The organism is Alkalicoccus daliensis, from assembly GCF_900103955.1.
Taxonomy (GTDB): domain Bacteria; phylum Bacillota; class Bacilli; order Bacillales; family Salisediminibacteriaceae; genus Alkalicoccus; species Alkalicoccus daliensis.
Genome location: NZ_FNIL01000007.1, coordinates 127,811 through 142,015 on the forward strand (window position 1 = coordinate 127,811; position 14,205 = coordinate 142,015).

Genomic DNA, 14,205 nt, shown 5'->3' on the forward strand with positions numbered 1-14,205 from the left:
TAGAGAAAAGAGCAGGAGATACTAACTATGTCTGATCAACAATTATTACGGGGAACGATGGTACTGACAGCCGGGATATTTATTACGAAAATGCTTGGCTTAATATACATTTTTCCTTTTACAGCAATCGTAGGGCACCAGGGGCTTGCATTATATCAGTATGGATATACTCCTTATACTGTGCTGCTGAGCCTGGCGACACTCGGTGTCCCGCTTGCTGTATCTAAATTCGTTTCAAAATATAATGCTCTTGGAGATTACCATACAGGGCAGAGGCTGTTAAAATCAGGTCTGATAATCATGACAATTACTGGTTTTATCGCTTTTCTCGTGCTGTTCTTTTCTGCAGAGATGATAGCAAACCGAGTGTTGGAACCGGATAGTCTTGAAGGAAACAGAGTAGAAGACGCAGTCTTTACGATACGCATGGTAAGCGTGGCGCTGCTGGTAGTTCCTGTTATGGCAATTATCCGTGGTTTCTTCCAGGGAAATCAGTCGATGGGCCCTACAGCAGTATCGCAGGTGATTGAGCAGGTCATCCGTATTGCATTTATTCTGGCGGTAACATATATGATTATGTATATATTTGATGGAGAACTGGGAACGGCAGTCGGCTTTGCGACATTTGGAGCTTTCGCAGGTGCCTTAGGCGGCCTGGCAGTACTGCTGTGGTATTGGAAAAAACGCCTGGCTGGAATTAAGGAGCAGGTGAGACTAAGTACAGTCGACCATAAAATTCCTCTTCCGGCGATGTATAAAGAATTGTTTCGGTATGCTCTGCCTCTATCTTTTGTAGGTCTTGCAATTCCTTTATATCAAACAGTTGATTTATGGACGTTCAACCCTTCGATGAGAGAAGCAGGCTACATAACTTCCGTAGCAGAAACGTACTATGCTTCCTTTACACAGTCGACGCACAAGCTGATATTGATTCCAGTTTCTATCGCTACTGCCATGTCACTAACCATTTTACCGACAATTACAGAAGCTTTTACCAACAAGGAAAATGATAAGCTGCAGCGTACGATCACGCAGACCTATCAAATTATTTTATTTCTTACTATTCCAGCAGCAGCCGGGCTGATCGCAGTGGCAGGTCCTGTGTACGGGACACTGTTCGGCCTGGAGGAAATCGAAATAGGAAGAGAAATATTACGCACCTATGCACCAGTTGCTGTCTTGTTTTCAATATTTGCCGTAACCGCATCTCTTCTGCAGGGAATCGATAAGCAGAAATATGCTGTTCTGGCACTGATTGCAGGAGTCACGTTTAAAGTAGTAACAAATTCTGTATTTATTCAATGGTTTGGTCCGCAGGGAGGAGTATTCGCTACTACTGGAGGATATATTCTTTCTGTAGCTGTAAATGTATGGGCAATTGGCAGGTTTGCCGAGTTTGATTACCGGCTGATTCGCAAAAGGCTGATGCAGGTACTTGTGTTTACAGCGATTATGGCTGCAGTAGTGGTTTATGTGGCGTTTGGGCTGGAAAGAATGTTCCCGCTTGATTCTCGTATGAATGCAGCGATTGTACTTACAACGTCAGTGGGAGCGGGAGTAATCGTTTATATGAATATCGCAATCAGATCTGGATTAGCAGGAAAAGTTCTGGGACATCGCTTTTCAATGCTGAAGAAAGAATGATACACGCTGTGTAAAAATGTCCTGAAAGTTCCACATGGTTACTTTTTAGCAGGATACGCTGTATTACTTTACACGGAGCTGTTACGGATGCGAAATTCCGTGTACTATCCAGAGCCACAGTCTTTAACAAAGCCCTGATAAATAATAAAAAGCTGGTTCACAAATGTGAACCAGCTTTTTAAAAAAAATCACAGACCGCAGGCTATTTAGTAACCGCTTCCTGCGGCGTGTCTCCTTCTACCCATGCTTCAGCCCACGCCTGAATTTCATCCAGAGCGGGTTCAAGCGCACGACCTTTATCAGAAAGCTGGTATTCAATACGCACCGGTGTCTCAGGATATACATTTCTTTCTACAACACCGATTTCTTCGAGTTGTTTCAATCGATCGACAAGCATTTTATCACTCATATTAGGAATGTTTGTTGAAATATCCCGAAAACGAGCAGGGCCGTGAAGCAAAACACGGATAATTAATCCATTCCAACGCTTTCCAAGCAGTTGAAAAGCTGATTCGAATTTTGGGCACATAGCAAGTTCTTCCATGGTGGTCACCTCATTTCTAAAGATTAAACAAATTATATTTGTCCTGTATATCAGATATATTTCTGAATAGATATCTGCCGCTGTGCAGCTGAAACTTGTTCATAACAAGATATAAAGCATTCATAAAAAATAAATGAAAAAGTGCCGGCTGCAGTATAAATCAACAGGAAATATTGGAGAAATACAACAAAAACAGCCTGCAGAACTTAGTCAATTACCTATTACTATTATAACACAAATACCCGATTCAAAAGAATATAACCTTATTAATGAACTTTTTTTAAGTAAGATACAAAAAATAAATTACAAAGTTTTTATGTTTAGATTTTGAAATAAAAGGAATACTAGTCATGGAGCACATAATTAATTTTAAAGGAGCGGATTATTACATGACAAAAATTCTTATCCCTTATTACAGTTCTTATGGACACATTTATACGATGGTAAAAGCTGCAGCTGAGGGAGCTGAATCAGTGGAAGGCGTTGAAGTGAAAATTGTTCGTGTTGAAGAGTTTGATGCAGTAAAACAGGCAATGTCTTCTCAGGATGCTTATGTTCAGGCACAGGAAGCACAAAAAGACGTACCTGTGGCAACACACGATGACCTTCGCTGGGCAGATGGATTTGTCTGGGGTATTCCGACACGCTATGGTTCGATGCCTGCACAGCTGAAGCAGTATATTGATTCTGCAGGCGGGCTCTGGATGAATGGAGAACTGGAAGGGAAAGCAACTGGAATTGTAACGAGTACCGGTTCTATTCACGGGGGACAGGAAACAACGGCAATTACTTCCCTTATTCCTATGCTTCATTTTGGAATGATCTATGTTGGACTGCCTTATGGAGAGAACACAGAACAGATGACAGCAGACGGCATTGGTGGTTCTCCTTATTCTGCTTCGACAGTCGCAGGCCCGGATGGAAGCAAACAGCCGGATGAACGTGATCTTATCATGGCGCGCAGCCTCGGTAAGAGAGTGGCAACAGTATCTAAAAAATTAAAAGCGTAACAAAACTATTAATTTATCGTCTAAAGAGAAGTACTCCGTCTGGAGACTTCTCTTTTTTTGTGGGATCGTGTCTTTCACCTCCAAAGTCTCTTTATGAGGAGGAAGCCATCTGATATAATATAAAGATTAGCATGAGCAAAGCTCATCTAGGAGGTGGGCATCTTTGGAAGACAATAAAAGAAAGCTTTACATAGACTGGTACTTAATTATAGGAATTATCCTGATGACTTCTTTTGGACTTCTGATGGTTTACAGTGCAAGTTTCGTACAGGGCTATCAGACATATAATGAAGCGACATTTTTCTTTGACCGTCATTTATTATGGATATTTATCGGCATGAGTGCCTTTATATTTTTTATGTTTTTTCCATATAGACATTTTAAAAGGTTTATACCATTGATTCTGCTGTTCTGCTTTACTGCTCTGATATTAGTAATGATACCTGGAATTAATCATACAGTGAATGGAGCAACCCGCTGGATAGCGATAGGGGGATTTACAATACAGCCTTCTGAATTCGTTAAGCTCGGGATGATTATTTATGTAGCATATATTTATTCCCGTAAGCAGGCGTATATCCATAATTTCAAAAGTGGCCTTTTCCCGCCGCTGATTATTGTGGGCATTATATTTCTTTTAATAATGACGCAGCCTGACCTTGGAACTGGTACTGCAATTGTTCTGGTGGCAGGATTTATTGCTTATTTTTCAGGAGCGCGCTACTGGCATTTATTGTCGTTAAGTGTTTTTGCAGGAGCAGGCTTGTATTACTACGCTAATTCTGAAGAGTACAGAATGAACAGGATCACGGGGTTCTGGAATGCTTTTGAACTGGAGCAGACAGAAGGGTTTCAACTCGTGCAGTCGTATATTGCCATTGCACATGGTGGTATCACTGGAGCAGGATTTGGACAGAGTGTACAGAAATTGTTTTATCTTCCGGAAGCACATACAGACTTTATTCTTGCAATTGTAAGTGAAGAATTGGGACTCCTGGGAATTTTATTCGTGTTAGGATGTATGGGATTTATCATCTGCAGAGGTTTTATTATTGGAGCCCGGTGCAAGGATACCTTTGGAAGTCTGCTTGCTTTTGGAATAGTAACACAGCTTTCCATTCAAATTATATTTAATGGAGGAGCAGTCAGCGGATTTCTGCCTATTACAGGAATTCCATTTCCGTTTTTGAGTTACGGAGGCTCTTCTTTACTAATCACACTTGCCTCGCTAGGCATATTAGCAAATATATCCAGAAAAACTGAGCGTGATCGTCAGGCGCACAGATCTGATCAAAAGGAAGCGCATGCGCCCGATGAAAGTAAAATACCTTTGTCGCGGCATGTGTAAGTAGGTGAAAAGATGCAAGAAAGAAAAAGTCCATTTCAACAATTAGATTTTACTTTGCTGTTCTTTTTATTTGTTTTGATGTGTATCAGCCTTGTTGCTATTTACAGTGCTGCCACCTCTGAACAATATAATGTACCAGCAAGTTATTTTGTGCAGCGGCAGATTTTATGGTTTGCTGTAGGAACTGTTTTACTGATATCAGCAATGGTAATTGACTATGAAGCCTTTAAAAAGCTTTCTATTCCTTTATATGCAGTAAGTATGATGCTCCTGATTGCCACACATTTATTTGGTATAGAAGTAAACGGAGCGCAGCGCTGGATTGGCGTACCTGGTTTATTCACATTTCAGCCTTCAGAGTTCGTAAAGATTTTTATCATTATTTCAATGGCGCATTTACTTTTTGTAATCACTCGTCATCCCCGCCCCAAAACGTTTACATCGGATGTTATTGTGGTGGGGAAAATACTAGGTGTAGGGATGCCGCCTTTTGCTTTTATTTTAATTCAGCCTGATTTAGGTACCGCTCTGGTTATTCTTTCAATAATATTTATAATGATTCTTATGGCTGGAGTAACTTTTCGGATGATAGGGCTGCTTATCACAATAGGGTTGACAGGTATTGCTTCCCTTGTATGGCTTCATAACAACGCTTTTGCAATTTTTACCCAGATTATCAGGCCTCACCAGCTGAGTCGTATATACGCCTGGCTTGATCCTTCCGCGAACGTAGGGGCAGAAGGTTATCAGCTTTACCATGCAATCCAGGGAATCGGTGCAGGACAGCTTTATGGAAGCGGCTTTGGTCAAGGGGTGAAATCACAAAGCGGTGTTATTCCTGAACTCCATACAGACTTTATATTTACAGTAATTGCAGAAGAATTTGGTTTTATCGGTGCTACAATTTTAATGGTTGTGTATTTTCTTCTTCTTTACCGAATGGTGTTAATTGCTTTTACCTGTAATAACACTTTTGGAACCTATATTGTAGCGGGTGTAGTTGGCCTTCTTGTATTTCAGGTGTTTCAAAATGTTGGAATGACCATTGGGGTAGTGCCGATTACAGGGTTAGCTCTTCCATTTATCAGCTATGGAGGAAGTGCCTTAGTAACAAATATGCTGGCAATCGGGCTCGTATTGAACGTGAATATACGAACGAAACATTATATGTTTGGAGAAGAAGAATAAATTTCCTGAAAAACCCGGAGGCATACGTACTCCGGGCTTTTTTTGAGTTGTAATTCGACAGCACTTGCATTAATAAATCTGCTGGTTCAGAATAATAGTGAGGAACAAACGAGGAGGAACGACGATGAGAGCTGATAAATTATTGTCGCATTTAGGACATGGGTCGCGGCGGGAAGTAAAACGTTTTTTAAGGCAGGGCGCTTTAGTTGTGAATGGAGAAACAGTGAAAGATCCTAAAACACATGTAGATACAGAAAATCAGGAGATAGAACTCTTTGGGGAGAAAGTGACTTATAGAGAATATATATACCTATTGATGAATAAACCTTCGGGAGTAATTTCTGCTACCGAAGATGCTGAAGAAGATACGATAATAGATATTTTGGAACCGGAAGATGTAATTTTCGCTCCATTTCCAGTTGGCAGGCTTGATAAAGATACTACGGGACTTCTCCTGTTAACAAATGATGGAAAGCTGGCACATCAGTTAACATCTCCGAAACGGAAAGTAGATAAGGAATACCGGGTAACGCTGAGTGAGCCGATTACAGAAGAGGCGTTGAGGAAACTAAGAGAAGGTGTATTATTGGAAGATGGTTATAAAACAAAGCCTGCAAAAGCTGTAAGCACCGAATCAAATAACATTATTTTTCTAACTATTCAGGAAGGGAAATATCATCAGGTGAAACGAATGATGGCAGCATGCGGAAACCATGTGGAAGAGCTGGAACGGGTGCGGATGGGGACATTATATCTTGACGATGATCTTTCTCCGGGAGAATACAGGGAACTGACAGAAAAAGAAGTGCAGCGGTTAAGCGAAAATTAAAAAAGATGGGTGAAACTGCTGGAATTTCCAATAGCAGTACACCCATCTTTTTTTACGATACTTTTACTTTTTTACCGGTAGTTGTCCAAACGCCCCGTTCCTGGCTGGTAACAAGTCCGTTGTAATCGAGAACATTCAGGTCACGCTGAATTGTTCGTTCAGTAATGCCAAACTCTTCAACGAGATCTTGAGTAGTGACGCTTCCTTTCTGATCAATATAGAGGTACACAGATTTAATACGAGTTAACATACGGTCAGTTGACGGCTTCAAAAAAACCACTCCTTCAAGTTTGTCACCCAGAAAAACCGAGGCACATCATGTGCAGAAAGGGCGTAACGATAATGACTAAGCTATAGACGGATATTGATCGTTGTGCCGAATGCAGAATGTTAAAATGATAATAATGGCTTTTTCATCTGCTTTCCTTCCTGAATTCCAGCAATGAAATAACTAATTAATCAGCGCTGGGAAGGCTGGGCACTTCTAATCATACTCAAGTGCAAAATGTCCTCCTTCTTTATTTAACATTTTACCTCATTCAACAGCTTTTCGTAAAGCAATAAATATGTAAATTTCGTAAAAACTACGTAAATAATGTATCAAACGTTCGGATTTTGACTCATTGCACTTTTAAAAATGGAGCGTATACTTAACGGTGTAAAGAAAAAATGAAGAAAGCCAGGGATATTTATATGAAGCAACGTTCGTTTTTTAGTATGAAAGGATATTTTTTCTTATTGTATTTTGGACTAGGAGGGTTATTTCCACTTCTTACTGTTTACCTGCAAAGTGATGTCGGATTATCAGGAGCGCAGATTGGTGTCATCACCTCTATTGGTCCGGTAATTATGATAATGGTGCAGCCGCTGTGGGGAATGCTGAGCGACTACACGAGAAAACCTAAAATTATTTTAGTAATTGCTTCCATCGGAGCAGGGTGCAGCGGGTTTACATATCTTTTTGCGGCAGAGCATTTCACTTTTGTAATAATTGCTTCTTTAGTAGCCGTGTTCCAAAGTGCAATGATTCCCTTGTCTGATAGTATTGCTATGAATTATGTGAAACGCAATGGAGGAGACTATGGAAAAATCCGTATGTGGGGAGCGGTAGGCTTTGCGGTGGCAGTATGGATTATGGGGAATCTTTCAGATTTATTAGGGTTGGAAGTTATTTTTTACGGCTTCGCCATCGTATTATTGATGAGTTCTTTTTTTGCGGCAAACATGCCGAATGAGCCGGCTGCACCGAGGGTTGACGTGAAAGAAGGTATGAGGCAGCTTGTAAAAGTGGATGGGTTCATTTTGTTTTTAATCATTACTTTTCTTGTCTACGGTCCAATTATGGCGAATAACTTTTACTTTGGCGTACTTATTCAATCTGTCGGCGGTACGCTGGCTGGAGTAGGGTTTGCATTTCTCCTTGCAGCCGGAAGTGAGGTGCCTTTCATGAGGTGGGCAGGTGCCTGGATTCAAAAAAGAGGGATTCTGATCATTTTGTTCAGTGCATCATTTGTTTCAGGGGCACGCTGGATATTTTATGCAACAGGTCCGGACCCTTCCTGGATATATATTACAACAGTAATGCAGGGTTTCAGTATTGGTTTATTTGTGCCGGCAGCATTGCAGTATGTTACTGATATTGCTCCGAAAGATGTCAAGGCTACGGCAGTATCGATATATGCAGCAGTAGGGAATGGAATCGGGGCATTTTTCTTCAGCATGACAGCTGGCTTGTTAATTGATTTTCATTCCATCCTCGCAGTGTATTTATTCTACGGTATTATGACGCTTACCGGTACTGTATTGCTGTTCATACTCGCCAGGAAACAGCCGCATATCGTAAAATAAGGCCGCTCCCGGTAATAGGAACAGCCTGGTTAAATATTAAGCGCCTTGAAAATAAAAGTTTTGCTAAAAAGAAGTAATCATACTGCTTCACTTTTTGAGAGTCTTACCTTTCCTGTATCCGCACCAAACTTTAGCAGAGCTGAATATTAATGGTTTATATAATCACTGAATATATAAACTGATAAAAAGAAGCTTTAAAATGATTTATTCAAATTGAAATAAATCAGTAGTTAAATAGCGTTCCCCGGTATCACAGGCAATTGCGATCACAACTTCATCAGGGCTGTATCTTTTTGCCACCTGTAAAGCTGCATAACATGCTGCACCGGAAGATGGACCTACAAGAATTCCTTCTTCTCTGGATAATCTTCGTGCCGCATCATAGGCATCTTCATCTGAAATTTGATGAATTTCTCCGTATACTTCTTCGTTTAAAATAGGGGGCACAAATCCTGGTGAGGTGCCTACAAGCTTATGCGGCCCTGGCTTTCCGCCAGAAAGTACAGGAGAACCTTTTGGTTCCACAACATGAATAGAAGCATCAGGGAATTCTTTTTTTAATTCTTCTCCAGTACCGGTGATAGTGCCGCCTGTACCTGAGGTGGCAACAAAAGCTGCCAGCGGCAGGCCAATTTCCTGCACTGCTTCTGAAATTTCTTTTGCGGTTGTAAAGCGGTGTGCATCTGGATTTGCTCCGTTTTCAAACTGCATCGGCATAAATGCATTTTCTGTTTCATTCACAAGCTGCTTTGCTTTCGATATTGCTCCTGGCATTTTCTCTTCTCCAGGAGTTAGTACTACTTCAGCACCGTAGGCTTTCAGCAGATTGATCCGTTCCTGTGACATCGTATCGGGCATCGTCAGGATTGCTCTGTAGCCTTTTGCAGCGGCATTCATAGCAATACCTATACCAGTGTTGCCGGATGTTGGTTCAATAATCACAGTATTTTTGTTGATAATTCCATCTTTTTCAGCTTGTTCAATCATATTTGCAGCAGCTCTGTCTTTAACACTGCCGCTCGGATTCATAAATTCGAGTTTTAAGTATACCTGCGCACCTTCTGGATCAGGAAGATGCCGTAATTTCACTACCGGAGTATCTCCGATTAGTTCGTCCATATGGTTTACTACTTTCGCCAAGGTTGACACCCTTTCATAAAAAAATGTTATATATTCTGATATGATTACTATATCATATTCGCTGTTGAAGCAAAAAGGAGGCTGACTTTATGGAACATCATTTTATCGGCATAAAAGCAGGTGTACAGGTAAAAAAGGAAGCAGTCGAACTGCAGACCGGCCTGGACCTGAAACGTTACTATAAAGCTTTGCCCTCGGAAGAAGATTTTCATTTAACTCTATTATTTCTGGGAGGATGGGAATGGGGAAAAAAGGTACAGCTTTGGGAGCGGCTGCAGCACTACCGGCTGCCGAAATTCAGCTTAACTTTTTCAAGCTATGCTTATTTTGGAAATCCTGATAAGCCAAGAGTTCTTTTTTTGCAGCCGGAGGATAATGAACTCCTGCAGCAATTGTATGATATTATTTTAGAAGAAGCTTTGCAGTTAGGTTACCCAGCTCCCAAAAACGGTTTCAGACCTCATATAACGATTGCTAAAAAATTCGGCAATACTAATAATTTTCCTTATGCTTCCTACGGCACAATCGAAAAAATAGATCAATCCGTCCATGAAGTAAACTTATTTCAAGTAAAACCCCAGGATCATCCAAGATATCAGACAATAAGAACACTGGAATTAACAGAAACGTTTCCCGGAACTAAAGAGTGAACTTAAAGATAGTATCAAAACCATCAGTTTCAGGATTGCCTGATAAAAAAGTTTCAGTATAAAGGAGAGAAGCCTCTTGGCGCAGTTACTAAAGTTAGCGGATTACGTCTCCCGCTATGAAATAGATATTTATCGTTATCCAAGCCGATACGTTAGGCTGAAAAAAGAAAGGTGGCTTCGCCTGAAGCAGGATTGGGAAGCAACAAGAAGCAGTCACGGAAATTTTCCACTCTTTCAGCATTACGAAGAGGAGACATCGCTATCGCTGTGGAAACGTACAAGAAGCATGTTCAGCCGTAAAGATAAAAATGAAACGAAGGAAGAAGTAGACCTTCCTACAGACTGGCAGCTGCGTCATCGTTCGCTGGAGGAAATTAAAACAAATTTCCTGCAGGAATTACTCGAGTTTCAGCTGAACTGGGCGAGTTCGACAGTTTCAGAAATTTCTCATTTGAATCGTGAATACTATAATGACAAGCTCCTGCAATATCTGCTGCAGGAGCTGCCGGATACCTTTTTTATCTTTTATCATCCAGTGCTGTTTGCCCGGAAAGCGCCGGTAGATTGCGATATTATTATTTTATCCCCAAATGATTTGTGGATTATTACGCCGCTGCACGGAAATAAAGAAACGATTTTCTCCGCGCTGGAGGGAAGATATTGGCAGAGGAGAGATGAAGACCAGCAGGAAAGTTTTCTGCATCCGAATATTTCTTTGAAAAGGACGAAGACTGTCATCCAGTCCATTTTAGAAAAAGAGGGTTTAAGTATTCCAGTCAGAACAGCGATCCTATCTAAAGACAGCTATATAGATGTAGGCCAGGGCACGCAGCTGGCAAAACTAATAGACCGCCGGAATCTTTTTGAATTCCGGGACAGTTTTTTGAAAATGCAGGCACCTATCAAACACACACAGCTGAAAATAGCGGATGCAATTCTTCAATCGAGCTTAACAATATCTGAAAGCAGGTTAAATGCGGATATAGAAGAAGATAGTCTTGAAAATGAGAAGTAATTCCGTTAAGATGTACAAGGCGGTTAACATCACAAAGGAGCGGAACAACTTTGAATAACGATTGTAATTTATTAACAATCTATCTGCGCCGTGCCTTTGACTGGCACGGAGGTAAAGGAATAGAAATGTTTGCGGAAAATCCTGAGGTTTTTATTTTTGCAGATACATTTCATCAGGCACAAGCAGAACTGCTTCCGCTGATTAATGAGAATGCAGAAGTGATCTTTCAGATAGAACCCTCTATGAGCAGAGATGAATTTACACAATTAAATGAAGCGCTGCTCGAATGGCATGCGGAAGCAGAATAGAAAACCCCTTATGGAAATTAATCCATAAGGGGTTTTTTGATTGATTATCTAATAGTTAACATTACTATGGTCGAATCTCTTTTTATCCATGTGTTAAAAATTTTGTCTGGTGTTGCCTGCCTGAATTGCAAAATCGCAGTGGAATAAAAAGTTTAAACGCCTAATTCAGATCTCAGGTTTCATCGAATTTGTTTCAGCTTCCAAATGTCGGCTGCATATTCATGAATGGTACGGTCACTTGAAAATTTGCCGGAATAGGCAATATTCGCTACGCTCATTTTCTGCCATGTTTTCTGGTCGCGGTAATTTCGTTCAATTACTTCATGCGTATCAATGTAGGAATCAAAATCTTTAAGTACATAATAAGGATCGTTATGATAAAGGATATGATAAAAAATATCCTTAAATTCAATTTCCTGTGATCCAAATTCTCCTCCATTAATCTGATCCAATATTTTCTTTACTCTATCATCTGTATGATAAATGGCATTCGCGTTATAATCTCCTAATTCGTTATGGTGGTGAACCTGGTCACTGTTTAAGCCGAAAATAAAAATATTTTCCTTTCCAACCAGATCAAATATCTCAATATTTGCACCATCCATTGTACCTACTGTCATCGCACCATTCATCATCATTTTCATATTTCCTGTACCAGAAGCTTCTTTTCCTGCAGTGGAGATCTGTTCACTGAGCTCTGCTGCGGGGATAATTTTTTCAGCAAGGCTTACATTGTAATTTTCCAGGAAAATGACCTTCAGCTTATCTCCAATAGTCCGATCATTATTAACTACAGATGCTACGTGGTGAATCAGTTTAATAATTTCCTTTGCCATATGATACCCGGGAGCTGCTTTTGCAGCAAAGATAAAAGTTCGCGGTGTAAGGTCAAGCTTCGGATTTTCTTTCATTTCATTATATAAATAAATTACATGAAAGATATTCAACAACTGACGCTTATATTCGTGGAGACGTTTAATTTGTACATCGAATATAGAATATTCATTCACCGTAATTCCTGTACGTTCTTTTATGAGCTGCGCAAGAATTTTTTTGTTGTGCTGTTTTACATCCGAGATTTTTTCCAGAAAAGGGGCATCATTGGAGTAGCGCATTAAGCCGTTGAGTTTCAGCGGCTGAGCTATCCATTGAGAACCGATGGCGTCCGTAATCACTTCTGAAAGTTTAGGATTTACCTGCAGCAGCCAGCGTCGGTGGGTGATTCCATTCGTTTTGTTATTGAATTTTTTCGGATATAGCTCATAAAAAGGCTTCATTTCCCTCTTTTTCAATATTTCAGTGTGCAGCTTCGCTACGCCGTTCACACTAAAGCTTCCTACGATTGCCAGCCGGGCCATGTGAACCTGGTCATCTGCAATTACGGCTACCTCCGGTATAAGGTCGCGCATTTCCGGCCGGTCGTAATAAATACCGAGACAGAACCGTTCATTGATCTCGTTAATAATCATAAAAATACGGGGCAGCAGGGATTCCATCATTCCTACCGGCCATTTTTCCAGCGCTTCGCTTAAGGTAGTGTGATTTGTATAAGCAATAGTTTTTGTAGTAATTTCCCATGCCTCATCCCATGAAAAGCCTTCTGTATCCATAAGCAGCCGCATTAACTCCGGGACTGCGAGAGAAGGATGCGTATCATTTATTTGAATGGCGATTTTCTCATGAAGTTTCTTAAGAGAAGATTTGCCCCTGCGCTTGAAATCCCGGATGATGTTTTGAATGGTAGCGGAGACAAGGAAGTACTGCTGCTTCAGTCTCAACTCTTTTCCTTCATAATTAGAATCATCAGGATAAAGAAAGCCGGAGATCTGCTCTATGGAATGCATATGATCCAAATGATGATAATATTTGCTCTCAGATTCTGCCAATATCTCTGCAGTTTCGGCCGGCAGTTCCGCACTCCATAAACGAAGTGTATTGACTACTTGATTATTATAGCCGACAACGGGAACATCATAAGGTACAGCATGTACTTCATCCGCCTCTTTATGAGTGACTTCCAGACTTCCGTCCACACGCTTATGCATATGAATTTCCCCACCGAAGTGGATGGACAGGGCCTCTTCTGCATTACGGGTTTCCCATGGATATTCTTCTTTCAGCCAGTAATCCGGAAGCTCGACTTGATTTCCATGGATAATTCTCTGCTCAAAAAGACCATAACGGTAGCGAATGCCGCTGCCGTGACCTGCGAATTGAAGAGAAGCTATGGAGTCAAGAAAACAAGCAGCGAGACGTCCCAAACCACCGTTGCCAAGTCCGGCATCCGCTTCCTGCTGATAAACGTTTTCCGGATCCCGTCCTAATTCACGGAGTGTTTCTGAACATATATCGAGAAGCCCGCAGTTCAGCAGGTTGCTCTCCATTAATCGTCCGATCAGAAATTCCATCGAAATATAATACATTTGTCTTTCGTTTTTTTCATCATATCTGCGTCGGGTACTCAACCAGTTTTCATTAATTTCTTCCTGCGTAATGGAAGCTATTGCATAATATAAATCTTTATCGGTTGCCTCTTCAATATTTTTTCCGAGATTGCGGGTCAGTTTATCTGTAAGCAGATCTTTAAAAGTTTCAGTGGTGTGCATAAGTGTGCCTCCCTTAAATTGTTAATTCTTATAAAAACAGACGGCGGTGGTTTGTTCATCCAGTATAAAAATTCA

General features: G+C 40.8%; 13 protein-coding genes. 9 read left to right on the forward strand and 4 right to left on the reverse strand.

All coding sequences use genetic code 11. The features are described 5' to 3' along the window. Window positions 1–27 precede the first annotated feature (27 nt). Window positions 28–1,644, forward strand: a complete 1,617-nt coding sequence (locus BLP92_RS11985) for a putative polysaccharide biosynthesis protein (RefSeq protein WP_090843191.1) — start codon at window positions 28–30, stop codon at window positions 1,642–1,644. 202 nt (window positions 1,645–1,846) lie between these two features. Here the strand turns inward: BLP92_RS11985 and BLP92_RS11990 are convergent, their stop codons facing one another. After that, complete coding sequence (locus tag BLP92_RS11990) at window positions 1,847–2,188, reverse strand: winged helix-turn-helix transcriptional regulator (RefSeq protein ID WP_090843192.1); 342 nt, start codon at window positions 2,186–2,188, stop codon at window positions 1,847–1,849. Between the two features lie 389 nt (window positions 2,189–2,577). On the opposite strand from BLP92_RS11990, the gene wrbA reads away from it, so the two are divergent. From wrbA to BLP92_RS12010, 4 genes are all read left to right on the forward strand, one after another. Further along, window positions 2,578–3,198 (forward strand): NAD(P)H:quinone oxidoreductase, encoded by a 621-nt coding sequence (gene wrbA, locus BLP92_RS11995; RefSeq protein ID WP_090843229.1) that lies wholly within the window; start codon window positions 2,578–2,580, stop codon window positions 3,196–3,198. Window positions 3,199–3,361: 163 nt separating this feature from the next. Further along, window positions 3,362–4,546, forward strand: a complete 1,185-nt coding sequence (gene ftsW, locus BLP92_RS12000; protein ID WP_244516819.1) for a putative lipid II flippase FtsW — start codon at window positions 3,362–3,364, stop codon at window positions 4,544–4,546. A gap of 12 nt (window positions 4,547–4,558) precedes the next feature. Further along, window positions 4,559–5,734 (forward strand): FtsW/RodA/SpoVE family cell cycle protein, encoded by a 1,176-nt coding sequence (locus BLP92_RS12005; RefSeq protein ID WP_090843193.1) that lies wholly within the window; start codon window positions 4,559–4,561, stop codon window positions 5,732–5,734. Between the two features lie 124 nt (window positions 5,735–5,858). Beyond that, window positions 5,859–6,563 (forward strand): pseudouridine synthase, encoded by a 705-nt coding sequence (locus tag BLP92_RS12010; protein WP_090843194.1) that lies wholly within the window; start codon window positions 5,859–5,861, stop codon window positions 6,561–6,563. Window positions 6,564–6,615: 52 nt separating this feature from the next. On the opposite strand, the gene BLP92_RS12015 is transcribed toward BLP92_RS12010, so the two are convergent. Then, window positions 6,616–6,834: a DeoR family transcriptional regulator gene (locus BLP92_RS12015; RefSeq protein WP_090843195.1), complete on the reverse strand. Its 219-nt coding sequence runs from the start codon at window positions 6,832–6,834 to the stop codon at window positions 6,616–6,618. Window positions 6,835–7,232: 398 nt separating this feature from the next. On the opposite strand from BLP92_RS12015, the gene BLP92_RS12020 reads away from it, so the two are divergent. Then, on the forward strand, window positions 7,233–8,411 hold the full coding sequence (locus BLP92_RS12020) for an MFS transporter (RefSeq protein ID WP_244516821.1): 1,179 nt from the start codon (window positions 7,233–7,235) through the stop codon (window positions 8,409–8,411). Between the two features lie 204 nt (window positions 8,412–8,615). Here BLP92_RS12020 and cysK read toward each other — a convergent pair whose 3' ends face one another. Continuing rightward, a complete protein-coding gene (gene cysK, locus BLP92_RS12025) occupies window positions 8,616–9,530 on the reverse strand; it encodes a cysteine synthase A (RefSeq protein WP_090843232.1) in 915 nt (304 codons plus the stop codon). A 110-nt stretch (window positions 9,531–9,640) separates the two neighbouring features. Here cysK and thpR point away from each other — a divergent pair, with 110 nt between their 5' ends. The 3 genes from thpR (at window position 9,641) to BLP92_RS12040 (ending at window position 11,524) form a co-directional block, all read left to right on the forward strand. Next, window positions 9,641–10,201 carry an RNA 2',3'-cyclic phosphodiesterase gene (gene thpR / locus BLP92_RS12030; protein ID WP_090843196.1) on the forward strand — a complete coding sequence of 187 codons (561 nt, stop codon included), beginning with the start codon at window positions 9,641–9,643 and terminating at the stop codon, window positions 10,199–10,201. Between the two features lie 76 nt (window positions 10,202–10,277). After that, entirely contained in the window at window positions 10,278–11,216 is a 939-nt protein-coding gene (locus tag BLP92_RS12035; protein WP_090843197.1) for a nuclease-related domain-containing protein, read from the forward strand. A gap of 50 nt (window positions 11,217–11,266) precedes the next feature. Then, window positions 11,267–11,524, forward strand: a complete 258-nt coding sequence (locus BLP92_RS12040; protein WP_090843198.1) for a hypothetical protein — start codon at window positions 11,267–11,269, stop codon at window positions 11,522–11,524. A gap of 179 nt (window positions 11,525–11,703) precedes the next feature. Here the strand turns inward: BLP92_RS12040 and BLP92_RS12045 are convergent, their stop codons facing one another. Next, window positions 11,704–14,130: a glycogen/starch/alpha-glucan phosphorylase gene (locus BLP92_RS12045; RefSeq protein ID WP_090843199.1), complete on the reverse strand. Its 2,427-nt coding sequence runs from the start codon at window positions 14,128–14,130 to the stop codon at window positions 11,704–11,706. Between the last annotated feature and the right edge of the window lie 75 nt (window positions 14,131–14,205).

What these genes read in the sequence shown, in the direction of transcription:
- BLP92_RS11985 (WP_090843191.1), top strand. Translation starts at nt 28, where the DNA reads ATGTCTGATCAACAATTATTACGGGGAACGATGGTACTGACAGCCGGG.
- BLP92_RS11990 (WP_090843192.1), bottom strand. Translation starts at nt 2,188, where the DNA reads ATGGAAGAACTTGCTATGTGCCCAAAATTCGAATCAGCTTTTCAACTG.
- wrbA (WP_090843229.1), top strand. Translation starts at nt 2,578, where the DNA reads ATGACAAAAATTCTTATCCCTTATTACAGTTCTTATGGACACATTTAT.
- BLP92_RS12005 (WP_090843193.1), top strand. Translation starts at nt 4,559, where the DNA reads ATGCAAGAAAGAAAAAGTCCATTTCAACAATTAGATTTTACTTTGCTG.
- BLP92_RS12010 (WP_090843194.1), top strand. Translation starts at nt 5,859, where the DNA reads ATGAGAGCTGATAAATTATTGTCGCATTTAGGACATGGGTCGCGGCGG.
- BLP92_RS12020 (WP_244516821.1), top strand. Translation starts at nt 7,233, where the DNA reads ATGAAGAAAGCCAGGGATATTTATATGAAGCAACGTTCGTTTTTTAGT.
- cysK (WP_090843232.1), bottom strand. Translation starts at nt 9,530, where the DNA reads ATGGACGAACTAATCGGAGATACTCCGGTAGTGAAATTACGGCATCTT.
- thpR (WP_090843196.1), top strand. Translation starts at nt 9,641, where the DNA reads ATGGAACATCATTTTATCGGCATAAAAGCAGGTGTACAGGTAAAAAAG.
- BLP92_RS12045 (WP_090843199.1), bottom strand. Translation starts at nt 14,130, where the DNA reads ATGCACACCACTGAAACTTTTAAAGATCTGCTTACAGATAAACTGACC.